Source organism: Methylobacterium sp. 285MFTsu5.1 (assembly GCF_000383455.1).
GTDB lineage: Bacteria > Pseudomonadota > Alphaproteobacteria > Rhizobiales > Beijerinckiaceae > Methylobacterium.
Window position 1 is genome coordinate 1 of the sequence record NZ_KB911276.1, and the last position, 19,589, is coordinate 19,589.

General features: G+C 71.7%; 19 protein-coding genes. 17 read left to right on the top strand and 2 right to left on the bottom strand.

The genetic code is table 11. The features are described from left to right. The 8 genes from dxs to H288_RS0112785 form a co-directional block, all read left to right on the top strand. The coding region (dxs, locus tag H288_RS32335; protein ID WP_020092965.1) for a 1-deoxy-D-xylulose-5-phosphate synthase at positions 1 to 1,803 on the top strand (1,803 nt) is incomplete at its 5' end. A 158-nt stretch (positions 1,804 to 1,961) separates the two neighbouring features. Further along, positions 1,962 to 2,711, top strand: coding sequence for a pyridoxine 5'-phosphate synthase (locus tag H288_RS0112755; RefSeq protein WP_026604896.1), 750 nt, complete (start codon positions 1,962 to 1,964; stop codon positions 2,709 to 2,711). Then, complete coding sequence (gene acpS / locus H288_RS0112760; RefSeq protein ID WP_020092967.1) at positions 2,708 to 3,118, top strand: holo-ACP synthase; 411 nt, start codon at positions 2,708 to 2,710, stop codon at positions 3,116 to 3,118. The genes H288_RS0112755 and acpS overlap by 4 nt, the downstream gene beginning before the upstream one ends. A gap of 188 nt (positions 3,119 to 3,306) precedes the next feature. Beyond that, on the top strand, positions 3,307 to 4,092 hold the full coding sequence (gene lepB, locus H288_RS0112765; RefSeq protein ID WP_020092968.1) for a signal peptidase I: 786 nt from the start codon (positions 3,307 to 3,309) through the stop codon (positions 4,090 to 4,092). Then, the gene (gene rnc / locus H288_RS0112770) at positions 4,089 to 4,868 is read left to right on the top strand and encodes a ribonuclease III (protein ID WP_081636475.1); all 780 of its coding nucleotides are present in this window, start codon (positions 4,089 to 4,091) and stop codon (positions 4,866 to 4,868) included. Before lepB ends, rnc begins: the two co-directional genes overlap by 4 nt. Continuing rightward, positions 4,865 to 5,863 carry a GTPase Era gene (era, locus tag H288_RS0112775; protein WP_020092970.1) on the top strand — a complete coding sequence of 333 codons (999 nt, stop codon included), beginning with the start codon at positions 4,865 to 4,867 and terminating at the stop codon, positions 5,861 to 5,863. The genes rnc and era overlap by 4 nt, the downstream gene beginning before the upstream one ends. A 148-nt stretch (positions 5,864 to 6,011) precedes the next feature. Then, a complete protein-coding gene (locus H288_RS0112780) occupies positions 6,012 to 6,917 on the top strand; it encodes a class I SAM-dependent methyltransferase (protein ID WP_020092971.1) in 906 nt (301 codons plus the stop codon). A gap of 13 nt (positions 6,918 to 6,930) precedes the next feature. Beyond that, a complete protein-coding gene (locus tag H288_RS0112785; RefSeq protein WP_020092972.1) occupies positions 6,931 to 7,671 on the top strand; it encodes a 16S rRNA pseudouridine(516) synthase in 741 nt (246 codons plus the stop codon). A 17-nt stretch (positions 7,672 to 7,688) separates the two neighbouring features. Here H288_RS0112785 and H288_RS33965 read toward each other — a convergent pair whose 3' ends face one another. Next, positions 7,689 to 7,862 (bottom strand): hypothetical protein, encoded by a 174-nt coding sequence (locus tag H288_RS33965; protein WP_020092973.1) that lies wholly within the window; start codon positions 7,860 to 7,862, stop codon positions 7,689 to 7,691. Positions 7,863 to 8,186: 324 nt separating this feature from the next. Here H288_RS33965 and H288_RS0112795 point away from each other — a divergent pair, with 324 nt between their 5' ends. From H288_RS0112795 to dxr, 6 genes are all read left to right on the top strand, one after another. Further along, positions 8,187 to 9,254 carry a 30S ribosomal protein S2 gene (locus H288_RS0112795; protein WP_020092974.1) on the top strand — a complete coding sequence of 356 codons (1,068 nt, stop codon included), beginning with the start codon at positions 8,187 to 8,189 and terminating at the stop codon, positions 9,252 to 9,254. A gap of 118 nt (positions 9,255 to 9,372) precedes the next feature. Continuing rightward, entirely contained in the window at positions 9,373 to 10,299 is a 927-nt protein-coding gene (tsf, locus tag H288_RS0112800) for a translation elongation factor Ts (RefSeq protein ID WP_020092975.1), read from the top strand. A 502-nt stretch (positions 10,300 to 10,801) separates the two neighbouring features. Further along, positions 10,802 to 11,524: a UMP kinase gene (gene pyrH, locus H288_RS0112810; protein ID WP_026604897.1), complete on the top strand. Its 723-nt coding sequence runs from the start codon at positions 10,802 to 10,804 to the stop codon at positions 11,522 to 11,524. Positions 11,525 to 11,637: 113 nt separating this feature from the next. Continuing rightward, positions 11,638 to 12,201, top strand: coding sequence for a ribosome recycling factor (gene frr, locus H288_RS0112815; protein ID WP_020092978.1), 564 nt, complete (start codon positions 11,638 to 11,640; stop codon positions 12,199 to 12,201). Positions 12,202 to 12,220: 19 nt separating this feature from the next. Continuing rightward, on the top strand, positions 12,221 to 13,078 hold the full coding sequence (locus H288_RS0112820) for a phosphatidate cytidylyltransferase (RefSeq protein WP_020092979.1): 858 nt from the start codon (positions 12,221 to 12,223) through the stop codon (positions 13,076 to 13,078). A gap of 19 nt (positions 13,079 to 13,097) precedes the next feature. Next, complete coding sequence (gene dxr / locus H288_RS0112825; protein ID WP_020092980.1) at positions 13,098 to 14,276, top strand: 1-deoxy-D-xylulose-5-phosphate reductoisomerase; 1,179 nt, start codon at positions 13,098 to 13,100, stop codon at positions 14,274 to 14,276. A gap of 113 nt (positions 14,277 to 14,389) precedes the next feature. On the opposite strand, the gene H288_RS0112830 is transcribed toward dxr, so the two are convergent. Beyond that, positions 14,390 to 15,028, bottom strand: a complete 639-nt coding sequence (locus H288_RS0112830; protein ID WP_026604898.1) for a TetR/AcrR family transcriptional regulator — start codon at positions 15,026 to 15,028, stop codon at positions 14,390 to 14,392. Positions 15,029 to 15,165: 137 nt separating this feature from the next. Here H288_RS0112830 and H288_RS0112835 point away from each other — a divergent pair, with 137 nt between their 5' ends. The 3 genes from H288_RS0112835 to H288_RS0112845 all read left to right on the top strand — a co-directional run bounded on the left by H288_RS0112835 (position 15,166) and on the right by H288_RS0112845 (position 19,358). Next, on the top strand, positions 15,166 to 16,428 hold the full coding sequence (locus tag H288_RS0112835) for an HlyD family secretion protein (protein WP_020092982.1): 1,263 nt from the start codon (positions 15,166 to 15,168) through the stop codon (positions 16,426 to 16,428). Between the two features lie 8 nt (positions 16,429 to 16,436). Next, entirely contained in the window at positions 16,437 to 18,023 is a 1,587-nt protein-coding gene (locus H288_RS0112840; RefSeq protein ID WP_020092983.1) for a DHA2 family efflux MFS transporter permease subunit, read from the top strand. A gap of 180 nt (positions 18,024 to 18,203) precedes the next feature. Continuing rightward, positions 18,204 to 19,358 carry an RIP metalloprotease gene (locus H288_RS0112845; RefSeq protein ID WP_020092984.1) on the top strand — a complete coding sequence of 385 codons (1,155 nt, stop codon included), beginning with the start codon at positions 18,204 to 18,206 and terminating at the stop codon, positions 19,356 to 19,358. The last annotated feature ends 231 nt before the right edge of the window (positions 19,359 to 19,589 follow it).

Here is a 19,589-nt window from a genome sequence, read left to right on the forward strand (position 1 = left end):
GTCGAGCTGACCGTGGCGCTGCACCACGTGTTCGACACCCCCGACGACCGCATCGTCTGGGACGTCGGACACCAGTGCTACCCCCACAAGATCCTCACCGAGCGCCGCGACCGCATCCGGACGCTGCGCCAGGGCGGCGGCCTGTCGGGCTTCACCAAGCGGAGCGAGAGCGTCTACGACCCCTTCGGCGCCGCCCACTCCTCGACCTCGATCTCGGCCGCGCTGGGCATGGCGGTCGCCCGCGACCTCGACAACGCCGCCGCCAAGTCGAAGAACCGCCCGCTCAAGCGCCGCAACGCCATCGCGGTCATCGGCGACGGCTCGATGTCGGCCGGCATGGCCTACGAGGCCCTCAACAACGCCGGCGCCCTGCACTCGCGCCTGATCGTCATCCTCAACGACAACGACATGTCGATCGCGCCCCCCGTCGGCGCCATGTCGGCCTACCTCGCCCGCCTCGCCTCGGGCGGCGCCTACCAGTCCCTGCGCGAGACCGCCAAGCAGCTCGGCAAGCTCCTGCCCAAGGCGCTCTACCAGCGCGCCGCCGCGGCCGAGGAATACGCCCGCTCGCTCGTGGTCGGCGGCGGCACCATGTTCGAGGAGATGGGCTTCCACTACGTCGGCCCGGTCGACGGGCACAACCTCGACCACCTGCTGCCGGTGCTCAAGAACGTCCGCGACGCCGAGCACGGCCCGATCCTGCTCCACGTCGTCACCCAGAAGGGCAAGGGCTACGCCCCGGCCGAGGCCTCGGCCGACCGCTACCACGGCGTGGTCAAGTTCGACGTGGTCTCAGGCGTGCAGGCCAAGGCCAAGCCGAACGCGCCGGCCTACACGCGGGTGTTCGGCGAGAGCCTGATCAAGGCGGCCGACGCCGACGACAAGGTCGTGGCGATCACCGCCGCGATGCCGGGGGGCACCGGCATCGACCTGTTCGGCAAGGCGCACCCGGACAAGACCTTCGACGTCGGCATCGCCGAGCAGCACGCGGTGACGTTCGCGGGCGGTCTGGCGACCGAGGGCTACCGGCCGTTCGTGGCGATCTACTCGACGTTCCTGCAGCGGGCCTACGACCAGGTGGTGCACGACGTGGCGCTGCAGAACCTGCCCGTGCGGTTCTGCCTGGACCGGGCGGGGCTGGTCGGCGCCGACGGGGCGACGCACGCGGGCGCGTTCGACCTGGCCTACCTGTGCTGCCTGCCGAACATGACCGTGATGGCGGCCTCCGACGAGGCCGAGCTGGTGCACATGGTGGCGACCGCCCACGCGCACGACACGGGCCCGATCGCGCTGCGCTACCCGCGCGGCGAGGGTGTGGGCGTCGAGCTTCCGGAGCGGGGCGAGGCGCTGGCGATCGGCAAGGGCCGGGTGGTGCGGCGCGACGCGGAGGCGCGGGTGGCGCTGCTGTCGCTCGGCACGCGCCTGTCGGAGGCCTTGAAGGCGGCCGACACGCTGGCCGAGCAGGGCGTGGCGGTGACGGTGGCGGACGCGCGGTTCGCCAAGCCGCTGGACGAGGCGCTGATCCTGGAGCTCGCGCGCGACCACGAGGTTCTGATCACGATCGAGGAGGGCTCGCGGGGCGGGTTCGGCGCGATGGTGCTGCACCTGCTGGCGGAGCGGGGCGCTCTGGACGCGGGCGGGGTGCGGGTGCGGACGATGACGCTGCCGGACGCCTACCAGGACCACGACAGCCCGGAGAAGATGTACGCCGAGGCGGGCCTCGACGCCACGACCATCGTCAGGACCGCCCTCGACACACTGCCCGAGCGGAAGGACAGCCGGTCGCGCCTGCGGCTCGCCTGACCGGGCGGGTCGGCCGCCGGAGCCCGCCCCCGAACCCCGACCGTCTTGCCGGCGCGCGCGATCCTCCGCATATCGCCGGCACGGGGTGAGGGCGCGCGGCGCCTTCCGACCCCCCGGTGAGCCTGTCGCGCCGCGCCGACACGGGGACGAACGAGCGGATGACCTCCGAGAAACTGCGCCTGGGCGTCAACATCGATCACGTCGCGACCGTCCGCAACGCCCGCGGCGGCGACTATCCGGACCCGGTGCGGGCGGCCCTGCTCGCCGTCGAGGCGGGCGCCGACGGGATCACCGCGCATCTCCGCGAGGACCGGCGCCACATCCGCGACACCGACATCGCGGCGCTCAAGCGCGGCCTGTCCGTGCCGCTCAACTTCGAGATGGCCGCCACCGACGAGATGGTGGCGATCGCGCTCGAGACCCGCCCGCACGCCGCCTGCCTCGTCCCGGAGAAGCGCGAGGAGCGCACCACCGAGGGCGGCCTCGACATCGTCGGCGGCCGCGCGCATCTCGCGCCGCGCATCCGCGCCCTCGCGGAGGCCGGCATCCGCGTCTCGCTGTTCGTCGAGCCCGAGCCCGCCGTCATGGACGCCGCCCGCGCCCTCGGGGCGCCCGTCGTCGAGCTGCACACCGGCAGCTACTGCGAGGCGGCGCTGGAGGACGACGACGCCCGGACCGCGCGCGAGCTCGCCCGCATCCGGCGCGCGGCGGAGCACGGGGCCGGCCTCGGCCTCGAGATCCACGCGGGCCACGGGCTTACCCTCGGCAGCGTCGGGCCGGTGGCGGCGCTGCCGCAGATCCGGGAGCTGAATATCGGCCATTCCCTGATCGCCGACGCGATCTTCGTGGGGCTCGACCGGGCGGTGCGCGACATGCGGGCCGCCATGGACCGGGCGCGGCACCCATGATCGTCGGGATCGGCTCGGATCTCTGCGACATCCGCCGGATCGCCCGGACCCTGGAGCGGCACGGCGAGCGCTTCACCCACCGGGTCTTCACCGACGGGGAGCGGGCCCGCTGCGACCGCCGGGCCGCCCGCGCCGAGGGCTACGCCCGCCGCTTCGCCGCCAAGGAGGCCTGCGCCAAGGCGCTCGGCACCGGCCTCAGCGCCGGCGTGTTCTGGCGCGACATGGAGGTGGTGAACCTGCCCTCCGGGCAGCCGACCCTGCGGCTCGCGGGCGGCGCGGCCGAGCGGCTCGCGGAACTCCTGCCGGCGGGGCACGCGGCGCGGCTCCACGTGAGCCTCACGGACGATCCGCCGATGGCGCAAGCCTTCGTGATCATCGAGGCCTTGCCGGTCCCTGTCGCCGGTTGAGGCCGCCGTCGCGGATTAGCCAGCGCCGGTCGCGCGTTGCGGGGGGCTCGCGCATGGTCTAGACCGCCGGACACGGCGGACACGATTGCGGCGCATTCCTCGGGACAACCGCACATCAGGCCGCGCGCGGCGGGGCCGCGCCCCGCGGATCGCGGGCGTCGCACCTCAATCGAAGACGGAACGCGCGCGTGGATTACGACGGCAAGCCGCTCAGGAAACCTGCCGACACCGGCACCTGGGCCAGCATCCGCGAGACGCTGAAGGTCGGCATCCAGGCGCTGCTGATCGCCCTCGTGGTGCGGACCCTGCTGTTCCAGCCGTTCAACATCCCGTCCGGCTCGCTGGTGCCGACCCTGCTGATCGGCGACTACCTGTTCGTGTCAAAATATTCTTACGGCTATTCCAAGTACTCGCTGCCGCTCTCGGAGTATATCCCGATCCAGGCCGACGGCCGGATCTGGGGCGCGGACCCGAAGCGCGGCGACATCGCGGTGTTCAAGCTGCCCAAGGACAATTCGACCGACTACATCAAGCGCGTGATCGGCCTGCCGGGCGACAAGATCCAGATGATCGACGGCGTGCTCAACATCAACGGCAAGGCGGTCAAGCGCGAGCGGATCGCCGACTACGAGACCACCGATCCCTACGGCCAGCCGACCAAGGTGCCCCAGTACCTGGAGACCCTGCCCAACGGCGTGGTCCACCGGGTGATCGAGCGCGACGGCGACAACGGCTTCTGGGACAAGACCGAGCTGTACACGGTCCCGCCCGGTCACTTTTTCATGATGGGCGACAACCGCGACAACTCCACCGATTCGCGCGATCTCGCCAATGTCGGCTACGTGCCCTTCGCCAACCTGGTCGGGCGCGCCGAGATGATCTTCTTCTCGATCGACGAGGGTACGCCGGCCTGGCAGGTCTGGAACTGGCCGGCCCACGTGCGCTGGTCGCGCCTGTTCACGACGATCCATTGACCGGCCCGGACTTGGACGACGCCGCGCAGCCCCGGGCCAACGCCCGATCCCGGCGGGCCCACAAGCCGCGCCCGCCGCTGACCGCGCTCGAAGAGCGGATCGGCCACAGCTTCGGCGATCAGGACCTGCTCACCCGCGCGCTGACCCACACCAGCAAGGCGAGCGGCCGGGGCGGCAGCTACCAGCGCCTGGAATTCCTCGGCGACCGCGTGCTCGGGCTCGCGGTCGCCGACCGCCTCTACGGCGCCTTCCCGGAGGCTGACGAGGGCGACCTCTCCCGGCGCCTTGCCGCCCTGGTCCGGCGCGAGACCTGCGCGGCCGTGGCCGCCTCCTGGGAGGTCGGCCCGCACCTGATCCTCGGCCAGGGCGAGGTCATGGGCGGCGGCCGGCGCAACCAGACGATCCTGGCCGACGTCTGCGAGGCGATCCTGGGTGCGATCTACCTCGATGCCGGGTTCGACGCCGCCCGGGCGGTGGTCGAGGCGCATTTCCATCCCGGCGAGCCGACCGCGGCGGCGCGGGGCCGCGACGCCAAATCCGCCCTGCAGGAATGGGCCATGGGCCGCAGCCTGCCGATCCCCACCTATGAGGTGGTGGAGCGCACCGGTCCCGACCACGCGCCCCGGTTCCGCATCGCCGTGCAGGTCGAGGGCCTGGAGCCCGGTCTCGGCGACGGCACGTCGAAGCGGATCGCCGAGCAGGCCGCCGCGCGGGCGCTGATGGAGCGGGAGGGAATCGGGGCCTCCGCGGACGCGGAACCGACGGAGACAGCATGAGCGCGCACGAGCAGGACGATCACGACGCGCAGGACGGGCCCGGCATCGCGCCGGCCCGGGACCCCGCGCGCGACCCGTCCACCCTTCCCGGCACGCCCGCCGACGCCCGGGCCGGCTTCGTCGCGCTGATCGGCGTGCCGAATGCCGGCAAGTCGACCCTGCTCAACAACCTCGTCGGCACCAAGGTCTCGATCGTCTCCCGCAAGGTGCAGACGACCCGGGCCCTGGTGCGGGGCATCCTCATCGAGGGCTCGGCCCAGGTCGTGCTGGTCGACACCCCCGGCATCTTCGCGCCCAAGCGCCGCCTCGACCGCGCGATGGTCCACTCGGCCTGGAGCGGCGCCGCCGACGCCGACGCCGTCTGCCTGCTGGTCGACGCGCGCAAGGGTGTCGACGCGGAAGTCGAGGCGGTGCTCGGCCGGCTCGGCGAGGTGAAGCGCGAGAAACTGCTGATCCTCAACAAGATCGATCTGATCCCGCGCGAACGGCTGCTCGATCTCGCCGCCAAGCTCAACGCCGCCGCGCCCTTCGCCGAGACCTTCATGATCTCGGCGCTCAACGGCGACGGCGTCGCCGACCTGCGCCGGGCGCTGGCCGCCCGCATGCCGGCGGGCCCGTGGCTGTATCCGGAGGATCAGGTCTCGGACGCGCCCCTGCGCATGCTCGCCGCCGAGATCACCCGGGAGAAGATCTACGACCGGCTGCACGAGGAGCTGCCCTACCGCTCCACGGTGGAGACCGACCAGTGGCAGATCCGGCCCGACGGCTCGGTGCGGATCGAGCAGACGATCTTCGTCGAGCGGGAGAGCCAGCGCTCGATCGTGCTCGGCAAGGGCGGCCAGACCATCCGGTCGATCGGGCAGGCGGCCCGGATCGAGATCGCCGAGGCGGCCGACGCCAAGGTCCACCTGTTCCTGCACGTGAAGGTGCGGGAGAACTGGGCCGACGACCCGGCCCGCTACCGCGAGATGGGCCTGGAATTTCCGCGGGGCTGACGCGCCGGGCCGCGCGGGAGGCTGGGCTTCGCGGCCGGTTCCGGTATAAACGCGGTGTTCCCCCGGATGAATCGAGTCGGGCGCGGGTTTACCCCGCTCCGCCGCGGATTCGCGTTCCGGTTTCGGCACTCCAAATCCCGAATCGTCTATGCGCCACGCCGTCTACGGCCTGCCGCCGGTGGACCTCGCCGAGGTCCCGGGCGACGCCGTCCAGCTCTCCCCATTGATCCCCGGCGCTGCGCGGCTCGAGGATCTGTCCGAGAACAGCCTCGACTCGGCCACCGTGCTGGCGCCGCCCGGAACGGTCGAGCGGCGCTACGTGCTGGCCCAGGTGCTGCGCGCCCTCGGGCCGGGCGGCCGCATGGTCGCCCTGGCGCCCAAGGATCGCGGCGGCACACGCCTCGCCAAGGAGCTGACGACCTTCGGCTGCGCGGCCGCGGACCAGCCGCGCCGGCACCACCGGATCTGCACGGCGGAGCGGCCAACGGCGCCGGCCGGCCTCGCCGAGGCGATCGACGAGGGCGGCCCGCGCCACGTCGACAACCTCGCTCTGTGCACGCAGCCCGGCATCTTCTCGTGGGACCGGCTCGATCCGGGCACGGCGCTGCTGCTCGCGAACCTCCCGGCCCTCAAGGGCCGCGGCGCCGATTTCGGCTGCGGGCTCGGGGTCCTCTCGCGGGCCGTCCTGGGCTCCGAGGCCGTGACCGCCCTGACCCTGCTGGAGATCGACCGGCGCGCCGTCGAGATGGCGCGCCGCAACGTCGCCGACCCGCGGGCGACGATCCTCTGGGCGGATATCCGGGCGTCCGGCGCCGTGCCGGATCACCTCGATTTCGTCGTCACGAACCCGCCGTTCCACGAGGGCGGGAGCGAGGATCAGGCCCTCGGCCGGGCGTTCATCGCGCGGGCCGCCGAGGCCCTGCGCCCCGGGGGGGCGCTGTGGCTCGTGGCCAACGCGCACCTGCCCTACGAGGCGAGCCTGCGCGAGGCGTTCCGGCACGTCGCGGTGGCCGTCCAGGCGAACGGCTACCGGGTCTACGAGGCCCGCCGGTGAGCGCGCCGCTTCCATGAGCGCGGCGAGATCCGTCCGCCTGGACAAGCTCCTCGCCAATCTCGGCTACGGCTCGCGCCGCGAGATCCAGGCGCTCGCCCGCGCCGGCGCGATCCGCCTCGACGGCGCGGAGCTCGCGGAGGCCGGCGACCGGATCGCCCTCGCGCCGGACCTGCCGGAGCGCCTCACGATCGACGGCGAGGCCCTGGACCCGCTCCCCGGCCTGTGCCTGATGCTGCACAAGCCGCTGGGCGTCACCTGCTCGCACAAGGAGGCGGGCCCGCTGGTCTACGGGCTGCTCCCCGAGCGCTGGCGCCGCCGCGACCCGCCCCTCTCCACGGTCGGGCGCCTCGACAAGGAGACCTCGGGCCTGCTGCTGCTGACCGACGACGGGGCGCTCCTGCACCGGATCATCAGCCCGAAGGCCCAGGTGGCGAAGCGCTACCGCGTGACCCTCGACCGGCCGCTGACCGGCCGCGAGGCGGAGGTGTTCGCCGCAGGGACGCTCGTGCTGGAGGGCGAGGAGCGGCCGCTCCTGCCGGTGCGGCTCGACGTCGAGGATGCCACGCGCTGCGCGGTGACGCTGACGGAGGGCCGCTACCACCAGGTCCGCCGGATGTTCGCCGCCGTCGGCAACCACGTCGCGGCGCTGCACCGGGACCGGGTCGGCGGTCTCGCTCTGCCGGCGGACCTGCCGGCGGGGGCGTACCGGGTGATGACGGCCGACGACGTGGCGGCGGTGTTCGCGGGCGGGTGATCCGGGCTGCGGGCCTGTCAGTGCGGCGCCCGGGCGAGGGCGACGACCGCGCCGATCACAGCGAGTGTCTGGAGGCCGATCAGGCCCGCCACCCAGCGCACGATTTCGGACCGCGTATCCGCCAGCTCGGCGCGCAGATCCGCCTTCGTGACGAGATCGCCCTGCAACGCTTCCGCCATGGCATCGGCCATGGCCCTCCGCCTGTTCCGGGGAGAGCTTGGCCTTCTCCCGGAGGACCCGGGCGAATTTCAGGGTGTCGAAGGCGACCGCCGCCATGGTCCGAACTCTCGCGAGGCGAGCCCGCGTGTTGCAAGCGGTCTGAACGCAGGCTGTGATTGAGGGCTGGCCCGCGCCGCCCCGGCGCTTCTTGCCTTCGGACCCGCCCTCTGCTAAGCGCCCGCCCATCCCACACGCGGAGCCGGCCTCATGCCTGAATGAGGCGTTTCCGGTGGTCGTCCGAACTCTCGGCCGACCGCATCCCTCCGCGGCGGATATAACCGGAGAGCACAAGAGCCATGGCCGTCGATTTCTCTATGCGTCAGCTCCTCGAGGCGGGCGCCCATTTCGGTCACCAGTCCCACCGCTGGAACCCGAAGATGCAGCCGTACATCTTCGGCACCCGCAACAACATCCACATCATCGACCTCGCCCAGACCGTGCCGGCGCTGCACCAGGCGCTCCAGGCGGTGAGCGACACCGTCGCCAAGGGCGGCCGTGTGCTGTTCGTCGGCACCAAGCGCCAGGCGGCCGACACGATCGCCGAGGCGGCCAAGCGCTCGGCCCAGTACTACGTCAACTCCCGCTGGCTGGGCGGCATGCTCACCAACTGGAAGACCATCTCGGGCTCGATCTCGCGCCTGCGCAAGGTCACCGAGACGCTGGAGACCGGCGGCCCGGGCCTGACCAAGAAGGAGCGCCTGATGCTCTCCCGTGAGAAGGAGAAGCTCGAGAAGGCGCTCGGCGGCATCAAGGACATGGGCGGCGTGCCGGACCTGCTGTTCGTGATCGACACCAACAAGGAGCAGCTGGCGATCAAGGAGGCGAACCGCCTCGGCATCCCGGTCGCCGCCATCGTCGACACCAACTGCAACCCGGACGGCATCAGCTACATCGTCCCGGCCAACGACGACGCCGGCCGCGCGATCGCGCTGTACTGCGACCTGATCGCCAAGGCCGCCATCGACGGCATCTCGCGCGCCCAGGGCTCGTCGGGCATGGATATCGGCGCTTCCGAGGAGCCGATGGCCGAGGAGCTGCCGGCGAACGACGACGCGGCCGTCACGGTCGAGTCCGACGCCCTCGACCCGGCCGACGTGGCGATGCTCGCCGAGTCGACCGAGCACTTCGAGCTGCTCGCTGCCCCGCGCGGCGCGCCGGACGACCTGACCAAGCTCAACGGCGCCGGCCCGCAGATCGTGCAGAAGCTCAACGACGCCGGCATCTACCACTACTGGCAGCTCGCCGCGATGACCCCCGAGGACGTCGCCAAGGTCGATGCCGACCTGAAGCTCAACGGCCGCATCGACCGCGATTCGTGGGTCTCGCAGGCCCGCGGCTTCGTCGAGGCCGCCGCCGCGGCCTGATCCAACGGGGCTTCGCGGCGGCACCGTCATCGGGCCGTCGCGGATCCAGGCATACCGGGCCCGGCCGCTCACCCGCGCGCCGGGCCTCTCGCATCCAGACCACACGAAAGGGACCGCCATGGCCAACATCACCGCCGCGATGGTGAAGGAGCTCCGGGAGAAGACCGGCGCCGGCATGATGGACTGCAAGGGCGCGCTCAACGAGACGCAGGGCGACATCGAGGCCGCCGTCGACTGGCTGCGCAAGAAGGGTCTCGCCAAGGCCGCCAAGAAGGCCGGCCGCGTCGCCGCCGAGGGCCTCGTCGCCGTCGAGTCCGCCGGCCGCCACGCCGCCGTGGTCGAGGTGAACTCCGAGACCGACTTCGTCGCCCGCAACGACGCCTTCCAGGCCTTCGCCCGCGCGGCCGCCAAGATCGCGCTCAACACCGACGGCACGCTCGAGGGCCTCCAGGCCGCCCATTTCCCGGGCGCCACCGAGACCGTCTCGGAGAAGCTGCAGGCCCTGATCGCCACGATCGGCGAGAACATGAACCTGCGCCGGGTCACCAAGCTCGAGGTCAAGAAGGGCGTCATCGCCTCCTACGTGCACAACCAGATCTCCGAGGGCCTCGGCAAGATCGGCGTGCTCGTGGCGCTCGAGTCCGAGGGCGACGTCGACGCGCTCTCGGCGCTGGGTCGCCAGATCGCCATGCACATCGCGGCGACCAACCCGGTGGCGCTGGACGCCTCGGGCGTCGACGCCGCCACGGTGGAGCGCGAGTCGAACATCCTGCGCGAGAAGAACGCCGGCAAGCCGGACCACGTGATGGCCAAGATCGTCGAGAGCGGCCTGAAGAGCTACTACAAGGAGGTCACCCTCCTGGAGCAGCCCTTCGTGCACGACGGCTCCAAGACCGTGAGCCAGGTCCTCAAGGAGGCCGGCTCCAAGGTCGGCGGCCCCGTGACCCTGACGGGCTTCGTCCGCTACGCGCTGGGCGACGGCATCGAGAAGGAAGAGGGTCCGGACTTCGCCACCGAGGTCGCCCAGCAGGCCGGCCGCGCCTGACACCGACCGCGAACGCCCGGTTTGCCGGGCCGTCATCGTGAGATCAGCCCCGTCCGGCACGCGCCGGGCGGGGCTTCGCGTTTCCGGAGGCGCCCGATCGATCCGCGCGGGGTCGTGTTGCGCCGCACACCCCGCCGTGCGGCGCCGCGCTAAGGTCCGGGCATGCCTCTGAAGCCCTTCTCCTACCTCATGATCGGCGTGTTCGCCTCCGGCCTCGCCATGACCGTCTTCGGCGCCGTCGGCGTCCTGGCTGGCAGTTGAGAACGGGCGCCGGCGCGGCGGATCGCCGTCACGCCGGCACCGCATCGACCGGGATCCCGCCGTTCCGGACCCGGACCGCGAAGGCGGCGCAGACATCCTCCACGGCCGCGCGCCGTTCGCGCGGCGCAGGCCTTGTACCCACGATCCCCGCCGGATCCGGGCCGGGCCCCTCGACGGCGCTCGGGCGGTTGACGTAGAAGCCTCCCCGCTCACGCGATGCGGGATGGAGCCGGGGGCCCAGATGCCGGAGACGACGCCGTTTCGCCGTATCCTCGTGAAGCTGTCGGGGGAGGCGCTCGCCGCTCCCGACGGCTACTGGTTGCATCCGCCGACGCTGGCGGCGCTCGCCGAGGACATCGCCCGCACGATCGAGTCGGGCGCCGAGATCGCCATCGTGGTGGGCGGCGGCAACATGATCCGCGGGGCGCGGATCTCCGCGGCCGGCTGGATCGACCGGGCGACCGGGGATTCGCTCGGCATGATGGCCACGGTGATGAACTCGCTGGCGATCGAGACGGCGCTCAACGCCGCGGGCGTGCAGGCGCGGACCATGTCGGCGGTTTCGATGCCGACCATCTGCGAGACCTATGCCCGCCAGCCGGCCCTGCACCACCTGGACAAGGGCCAGGTCGTCGTCCTCGCCGGCGGCACCGGCAACCCGTTCTTCACCACCGACACCGCCGCGGTGCTGCGCGCCGCCGAGCTGCGCTGCGACGCGGTCCTCAAGGCGACGCAGGTGGACGGCGTCTACTCGGCGGATCCGAAGAAGGATCCGAGCGCCACGCGCTACGACCGCATCACCCACGACGAGGCGATCGCCCGCGACCTGAAGGTGATGGACACCGCCGCCTTCGCGCTGGCCCGGGAGAGCCGCCTGTCGATCGTGGTCGGCTCGCTCCACCCGCCGAGCTCGATCGCCGCGATCCTGTCGGGCGACGCGCCCTCGACCCTCGTGGCGCCCTGACGCGCGGCACGACCGGGCCGCGACCGTTTGCGGCCCTGAAAAAATTCGTCCATTGAGGCCGCGACTGCCCGCGCCGGGCTCAAGACCACGTCAGACGTCTCGGGACGACCCTCATGGCCACACCGGAATTCGATCTCAACGACATCAAGCGCCGCATGCAGGGCGCTGTGTCCTCGCTCTCGAAGGATCTCGGCTCGCTGCGCACCGGGCGCGCCACGCCGTCGCTCCTCGACCCGATCCAGGTCGACGCCTACGGCTCGATGATGCCGATGGCCCAGGTCGCCACCGTCAGCGTGCCGGAGCCGCGGCTCCTGTCGATCTCGGTCTGGGACCGCAGCATGGTCACGGCCGTCGAGAAGGCGATCCGCGAATCCGACCTCGGCCTCAACCCGCAGACCGAGGGGCAGACCATCCGGCTCCGCATCCCCGAGATGAACGAGCAGCGCCGCAAGGAGATGGTCAAGGTCGCCCACAAGTACACCGAGGAGGCCCGCGTCGCCGTGCGCCACGTGCGCCGGGACGGCCTCGACCATCTCAAGAAGCTCCTGAAGGACAGCGCCATCTCGGAGGATGACGAGAAGCGTCAGGCCACCGACGTGCAGAAGGCGACCGACCAGTACATCGCCGAGATCGACGGCGTGCTGGCGTCCAAGGAGAAGGAGATCATGCAGGTCTGAGGCGAAGGGCAGGACGCGCGTGACCTCCGCCGCCGCACCGGCCGCGCGTCCCTCGGGACGGCGCGAGCTGTGGCTGCGCGTTGCCTCGGGCCTCGTGCTCGGCGCCGGCGTGCTGGCCGCTCTGGTCTATGGCGGCTGGCCCTTCGCGGGGATCTGGCTCGCCGCCGGCATCGTCGGCTTCGCCGAGTGGATGGTGATGAGCCGCACCGAGCCCCGCGAGGTGCTGATCGCGCTGGGCGCGGCGACGCTCGGCGCCCTGCTGCTCTGCCAGCGCGGCGGCGCCCCGACGCCGGCCTGCCTCGCGGTCCTGCTGCTCGGCGCCGCGGCCTGCGCCACGGTGGCGCGGACCGGACGGGGCCGGCTCCGCGCCTTCCTCGGCGTGCTCGGCGCGGCGGCGATCGCGGCGGTGCCGGTGGCCCTGCGCGACGACCCCGCCATCGGCCTGGTCGGGCCGGCCTGGATGTTCGCGGTGGTCTGGTCCACCGACATCGCGGCCTACTTCGCCGGCCGGAAGATCGGCGGCCCCAAGCTGATGCCCCGGGTCTCGCCCAACAAGACGTGGTCGGGCGCACTCGGCGGCCTCGTCGGCGCGGTCGCCGCCGGGACGCTGGTCCCGGTGGTCGCCGACCTCGCCGGGATGACCCTGCCCAGCGCCGCCTCTCTCCCGGTCGTGGCGGGCGTGAGCGCGCTCGCCTCGGTGCTGAGTCAGGCCGGCGACCTGATCGAATCCGGACTGAAGCGCCATTACGGCGTCAAGGATTCGGGCAAGATCATCCCCGGCCATGGCGGCGTCATGGACCGGCTCGACGGATTCTTCGCGGTCGCCGTGCTGGCGGCCGTCTATCTCGCCCTGCGCGGCGGCGGTCTGATCACGTGACGATGAGGGAGTTGAACCCGTGACCCAGGTCGTCACCGTCTTCGGCGCCACCGGCTCGATCGGCCGCTCCACCGCCGACCTCCTGGCGCAGCACGCCGACCGGTTCCGCGTCGGCGCCCTGGTCGGCGGCAAGGATCCCGTCGCCCTGGCCAAGGTCGCCCGCGAGCTCAACGCCTCCTTCGCGGCGCTCGCCGACGAGGCCGCCGGCCCGGCGCTCGCCGAGGCCCTGTCGGGCTCCGGCATCCCGAGCGGGGCGGGGGAGGCGGCCGTCATGGAGGCCGCCGCCCGCGACGCCGACATCGTCGTCGCCGCCGTGAGCGGGGCGGCCGGGCTGAAATCGACCCACGCCGCCCTCCGGCTCGGCCGCAAGGTCGCGCTCGCCAACAAGGAGAGCCTGGTCTGCGCCGGCGACGCCTTCATGCGCGACGCCGCCCGCTACGGCGCCACGATCCTGCCGATGGATTCCGAGCACGACGCGCTGAGCCAGGCGCTGGCCGGCCGGCCGCTCGCCGACGTCCGCACCATGATGATCACGGCCTCGGGCGGCCCGTTCCGGACTTGGACCCGCGAGCGGATCGCCGCCGCCTCCGCGGCCGAGGCCGCCGCCCATCCGACCTGGTCGATGGGCATGAAGATCAACATCGATTCGGCCAGCCTGATGAACAAGGGGCTCGAGCTGATCGAGGCGCACCACCTGTTCGGCATCGAGCCCGAGCGCCTCGACGTGGTCGTGCACCCGCAATCGGTGATCCACGGCCTGGTCTACTGGCTCGACGGGGCGGTGACCGCCGAGCTGGCGCTGCCCGACATGCGCGTGCCGATCTCGCACTGCCTCGGCCTCGGCGACCGGCTGACGATCGAGCGCGGCCGGCCCCTCGACCTCGTGAAGCTCGGCTCGCTGACCTTCGAGGCCGCGGACGAGGCGCGTTTCCCGTGCCTGCGGATCGCCCGCGCGGCCCTGGCCGCCGGAGGCGCGGCGCCCACCGTGATGAACGCCGCCAACGAGATCGCGGTGGCGGCCTTCATCGCCGGCCGGATCGGCTTCTACGGGATCAGCGATCTGGTCGAGCGCGCCTGCACCCACTTCGCCGGCCAGTACCGGGCCGCACCCGCCGACGTCGACGAGGCGCTCGCCATCGACGCCCACGTGCGGATCTGGAGCGCCGAGGCCCTGCCGGAGCTGCGCGCCGCCGGCTGAGCCGTCATTGCGAGCGTAGCGAAGCAACCCAGGGCGGCGCAACATTCTGCGAGCGTGGCGCCGCTGGGTTGCTTCGCTGCGCTCGCAGAGACGTTTCCCGCCTGAGCCGCGCCTCAGCGCGCGGGGCCGTACCCGGCCAGGAACACCCGCACCGCCTCGTCGACCTGATGGCGCATCTCGGCCTCGCCGGCGATGCCGCCCGCCGCGAACAGCAGGCGGGTCAGCAGACCCGCCTGGCAGAGATGCAGGAAGTGCCGGGCCGCGAGCTCGGTGTCGGCGATCGTCAGGCGTCCCGCCTGGACCTGCGCGTCGAGGTAGCGCGAGAGGCGCTCGACGCCGCAGGCCGGACCGGCCTGGTAGTAGACTTGCCCGAAGCGCGGAAACTTCTCGCTCGCGCCGATGACCATGCGGACCAGCGAGACGTGCGCCGGCCGGCACATCTCGGTCAGGAAGCTGCTTCCGAGCCGGGTCAGGACGCCCGGCACGTCGGGATCGTCCGCGTCCAGGGTGAACAGGGCCTCGGCGAGGCTGGCCTTCTCCTGGATGGTCAGCGCCTCGAACAGGTCTTCCTTGTTCTCGAAGTAGACGTAGAGCGTGCCCTTCGAGACCCCGGCCGCCCGCGCGATTTCGCCCATGCTGGCGCCGTCGAACCCCGCCGCCAGGAACACCGTCCGCGCGCCCTCGAGGATCTGCTGCCGCTTGTCGCCCTCGTGCTGGGCCTGACCCCGCTCCAACGCCGCACCCTGAGCCATGATCCCGCTCCGCACCGTGACACCGTCACGCTTGACCGAACCGTTCGGTCAAAATAACCTGCGGCTTCTTCGGGGGCGCGTCAAGCCGTGCCTCGTTATTGACCGAACGGTTCGGTCATTGATGTCGAGGCGCTGATATGTCCCTCCGCGAGGACGCCGATCGGCCGAATTCCGGTCTCGATGCCGCTATTGAGGCCCGAATCGAGGCCGGGGACGAGGCGCGCGCCGAGCGCACGGCGCCGGCCGCGCCGGCCCCCGCCGCGGCGTCCCTGCCGACACCCGTGCCGGTCGAGGCGCCGCCCGCCCGCAAGCGCTCCGTGAAGCGGCTCGTCCTGCTCGGACTGCTGACGGCCTCCCTGGGCGGCGGCGCGTATCAGGGATGGCAGTGGTGGACCGTCGGGCGGTTCTTCGTCTCGACCGACGACGCCTACGTCCAGGCCGACATCTCGGTCCTGGCGGCCAAGATCCCGGGCTATCTCCAGTCGGTCCCGGTCGTGAACGGCCTCGCGGTGAAGAAGGGCGACGTCATCGCCAAGCTCGACGACGGCGACTACCGCCTCGCGCTGCAGGCGGCGCAGGACAAGCTCGCCACCCAGGAGAGCACGATCGCGCGGATCGGCCGGCAGGCCGAGGCGGCGCAGGCCCAGGTCGCCCAGGCCGCCGCGCAGCTCGACGCGACCCGCGCCGACGCCGTCCGCGCCCAGGCCGACTTCGCCCGGTCGACGCAGATGCAGGCGGATTACGTCGCCAAGTCGCGCATCGACCAGACCCGCGCCGACCGCGACCGCACCGAGGCCTCCGTGAAGGCCATGGAGGCCGGCCTCCTCGCGGCCCGCGCCAACGTGGACGTGCTCCAGGCGCAGAAGCGCGAGGCGGAGAGCCTCGCGGCGGAGCTCCGCACCGCCGTCGACCGGGCCCGGCGCGACCTCGACTTCACGGCGATCCGCGCGCCCTTCGACGGGGTGGTCGGCAACAAGGCCGTCGAGGCCGGCGCCTATGTCGGGCCCGGCACGCGGATCGCCGCCCTGGTCCCGCTCCAGAGCGTCCGGATCGACGCGAACTTCAAGGAGACCCAGGTCGAGCGCATGCGTCCCGGCCAGCCGGTGACCGTGACGGTCGACGCCTATCCGGACCGCGAGATCCACGCCGTGGTGGAATCGTTCTCGCCGGCCTCCGGCTCGGTGTTCAGCCTGCTGCCGCCCGACAACGCCACCGGCAACTTCACCAAGATCGTCCAGCGCCTGCCCGTGCGGGTGCGCGTGCCCGAGGAGGTCGCCCGCGAGGGCCTGCTGCGGCCGGGCCTGTCGGCGGTGGTCCGGGTCGATACCCGCACCGGCGCGGACCGCTCCGTCCTCGACCGCGCCTCCGCGCCGCGGCCGGTCAGCACCGCCAGCCGCTGAGACCGGCGATGGCCGCCAGTGCCGCCCTCGCGCCCGGCGCGCCGATCCGCGCCGCCGAGCCGCCCCTCGACCGCCGCCGCATGGTGGCGTTCGTCTGCATGGTCTTCGGCATGTTCATGGCGATCCTGGACATCCAGATCGTCTCGGCCTCCCTGAACGAGATCCAGGCCGGCCTCTCGGCCTCCGGCGACGAGATCCCCTGGGTCCAGACCAGCTACCTGATCGCCGAGGTCATCTCGATCCCGCTCTCCGGCACCCTGTCGCGGGTGCTCTCGACGCGCTGGATGTTCGCCATCTCGGCGGGCGGCTTCACCCTGATGAGCCTGATGTGCGCCACCTCCTCGTCGATTGGCGAGATGATCGTCTGGCGGGCGCTCCAGGGCTTCATCGGCGGCGGCATGATCCCGACCGTCTTCGCCGCGGCCTTCACGATCTTCCCGCCCTCGAAGCGGACCATCGTCTCGCCGATGATCGGCCTCGTGGCGACGCTGGCGCCGACGATCGGGCCGACGGTGGGCGGCTACCTGACCGACCTGATGTCCTGGCACTGGCTGTTCCTGATCAACGTCGTGCCGGGCATCTTCGTGACGGTCTCGACCTGGATCCTAGTCGATTTCGACGAGCCCAATTACGGCCTGATCCGGTCGTTCGACTGGGCCGGACTCGCCTTCATGGCCGGCTTCCTCGGCTGCCTCGAATACGTGCTGGAGGAGGGGCCCAACCACGACTGGCTGCAGGACGAGGCGGTCTTCGCCTGCGCGGTCGTCTGCGGGACGTCGGCGCTGCTGTTCTTCTGGCGGGTGTTCACGGCGAAGCAGCCGATCGTCGATCTCAGGGCCTTCTCGGACCGGAACTTCGCCAGCGGCTGCGTGGCGAGCTTCGTGCTGGGCATCGGCCTCTACGGGCTGACCTACATCTACCCGGTCTACCTCGCCCGGGTGCGCGGCTACTCGGCGCTGATGATCGGCGAGACGATGTTCGTCTCCGGCCTGTGCATGTTCGCCACCGCGCCGATCGCCGGCCGGCTCTCGGGCAAGGTCGATCCCCGGATCATGATGGGGATCGGCTTCGTCGGCTTCGCCTGCGGCACGTGGATCGTCACCGGGCTCACCAAGGACTGGGACTTCTACGAGCTGCTCGTGCCGCAGATCCTGCGCGGCTGCTCGCTGATGCTGTGCATGATCCCGATCAACAACATCGCGCTGGGCACGCTGCCGCCGGCGCGGATGAAGAACGCGTCGGGGCTGTTCAACCTGACCCGCAACCTCGGCGGCGCGGTCGGGCTCGCGCTGATCAACACGATCCTCAACGACCGCTGGGACCTGCACCTCGCCCGGCTGCACGAGCGCTTCACCTGGGCGAACACGGCCGCGCTGGAGCGGCTCGACGCGATGCAGCGCGGCTTCGACGCCTACGGCAGCGCCGCCTCCGACATGGCGCTGAAGGCGATGACCAACACGGTGCGGATCCAGGGGCTCGTCATGGCCTTCGAGGACGTGTTCCTGTCCCTCACCGTCCTGTTCCTCGCGATGGCCTGCGCGGTCCCCATGATCCGGCGGCCGAATGCCGGCGCGGGCGGGGGCGGCGGCCACTGACGGGCGGTCCCCGACGGGCGGGACCGACCCCGCGCGATCGGCCGGTGCGGAATCGGACGGCGCGTGCGACCTTCCGCGGCCGGGCCGCAGGATTGCGTTGGCGGTCGGCACCGCCGATCTGCTAGACAGGGCGGATGGCCGGCCCGAGAAGCCGGCGCCGAGACGGCCAGGATACGGCTTATGGACTTCCTCAACGCGATGGGCGGAACCGCCGGCGGTTTCTTCGGCGCCGTGATCCCGTTCCTGTTCGTGCTCACCGTCGTGGTGTTCGTACACGAGATGGGCCACTTCCTGGTCGGGCGCTGGTGCGGGGTCGGCGTGCACGCCTTCTCGCTCGGCTTCGGTCCCGAGCTGTTCGGGTTCAACGACCGGCGCGGCACCCGCTGGAAGGTCTGCGCGATCCCGCTCGGCGGCTACGTGAAGTTCCACGGCGACGTGAACGGCGCCAGCATGCCCGATCCCGAAGCGGTCGCCCGGATGAGCCCGCACGAGCGGGCGATCAGCTTCCCGACCCAGCCCGTGTCCAAGCGCGCCGCGATCGTCGCCGCGGGCCCGGTGGCCAACTTCATCCTGGCGATCCTGCTCTTCGCGGGCGCCATCTGGCTCGGCGGCCGCTACGAGCTGCCCGCCCGGGTCTCGTCGGTGGAGCCGAACAGCGTCGCCGCCCAGGCCGGCTTCCAGCCCGGCGACGTGATCACCGCGATCGACGGCGAGAAGATCGGCGACTTCAACGCCATGTACCGCACGGTGACCGGCAGCGCCGGGACGCCGCTGACCTTCACGGTGGAGCGCAACGACCAGCCCATCACCATCCAGGCGACGCCGGCCACCTTCGAGGAGAAGACGCCGTTCGGCCGCCACCGGATCGGCCGGCTCGGCATCCGCTCGCCCGCGGGCTCCGAGGCGCGACTGGTGCAGTACGGGGCGCTCGACTCGCTCAATCTCGGCGTGAAGGAGACCTACTTCGTCGTCGAGCGCACCTTCTCGTATCTCGGCAAGCTCGTGACCGGGCGGGAATCCGCCGACCAGCTCTCGGGTCCGATCGGCATCGCCCGCGTCTCCGGCGAGGTCGCCAAGACCGGCGGCGTCGGCGGCCTGGTCGGGCTGATCGCCCTGCTCTCCGTCTCGATCGGCTTGCTCAACCTGTTCCCGGTGCCACTGCTCGATGGCGGCCACCTGCTGTTCTACGCCTTCGAGGTGGTGCGCGGCCGCCCGCTGAGCGAGCGGGCCCAGGAGATCGGCTTCCGCATCGGCCTCGCCCTCGTGCTGATGCTGATGCTGTTCGCCGCCTGGAACGACATCCTCAACCTCGGCGCCTCCTGGCGGAACACCTGATCCGGGGCCGGCGGGGATCCGAGGATCGCCGCCGGATCTCCACCGGAAACACTGCCCCAATCCCGCCGCGATCTCGCCCGGACACCGCCCGGATGACGCCCCGCCGAAGCGTCGAAACGGGGTTAACGGGACGTTCACGCGACCGTGAGCGGCGCGAAAAAGGGCCGGTCGCTCAGGCGTTTACGGCGGGTTCACCATGATCCGCGGTTTGCCCGTAAGCTGACCGCACCG

Coding starts and splice junctions, on each gene's coding strand:
- H288_RS0112840 (WP_020092983.1), top strand. CDS start 16,437: ATGGCCGCCAGTGCCGCCCTCGCGCCCGGCGCGCCGATCCGCGCCGCC.
- H288_RS0112845 (WP_020092984.1), top strand. CDS start 18,204: ATGGACTTCCTCAACGCGATGGGCGGAACCGCCGGCGGTTTCTTCGGC.
- acpS (WP_020092967.1), top strand. CDS start 2,708: ATGATCGTCGGGATCGGCTCGGATCTCTGCGACATCCGCCGGATCGCC.
- H288_RS0112835 (WP_020092982.1), top strand. CDS start 15,166: ATGTCCCTCCGCGAGGACGCCGATCGGCCGAATTCCGGTCTCGATGCC.
- H288_RS0112755 (WP_026604896.1), top strand. CDS start 1,962: ATGACCTCCGAGAAACTGCGCCTGGGCGTCAACATCGATCACGTCGCG.
- H288_RS33965 (WP_020092973.1), bottom strand. CDS start 7,862: ATGGCCGATGCCATGGCGGAAGCGTTGCAGGGCGATCTCGTCACGAAG.
- tsf (WP_020092975.1), top strand. CDS start 9,373: ATGGCCAACATCACCGCCGCGATGGTGAAGGAGCTCCGGGAGAAGACC.
- H288_RS0112795 (WP_020092974.1), top strand. CDS start 8,187: ATGGCCGTCGATTTCTCTATGCGTCAGCTCCTCGAGGCGGGCGCCCAT.
- H288_RS0112780 (WP_020092971.1), top strand. CDS start 6,012: ATGCGCCACGCCGTCTACGGCCTGCCGCCGGTGGACCTCGCCGAGGTC.
- frr (WP_020092978.1), top strand. CDS start 11,638: ATGGCCACACCGGAATTCGATCTCAACGACATCAAGCGCCGCATGCAG.
- pyrH (WP_026604897.1), top strand. CDS start 10,802: ATGCCGGAGACGACGCCGTTTCGCCGTATCCTCGTGAAGCTGTCGGGG.
- H288_RS0112830 (WP_026604898.1), bottom strand. CDS start 15,028: ATGGCTCAGGGTGCGGCGTTGGAGCGGGGTCAGGCCCAGCACGAGGGC.
- H288_RS0112785 (WP_020092972.1), top strand. CDS start 6,931: ATGAGCGCGGCGAGATCCGTCCGCCTGGACAAGCTCCTCGCCAATCTC.
- era (WP_020092970.1), top strand. CDS start 4,865: ATGAGCGCGCACGAGCAGGACGATCACGACGCGCAGGACGGGCCCGGC.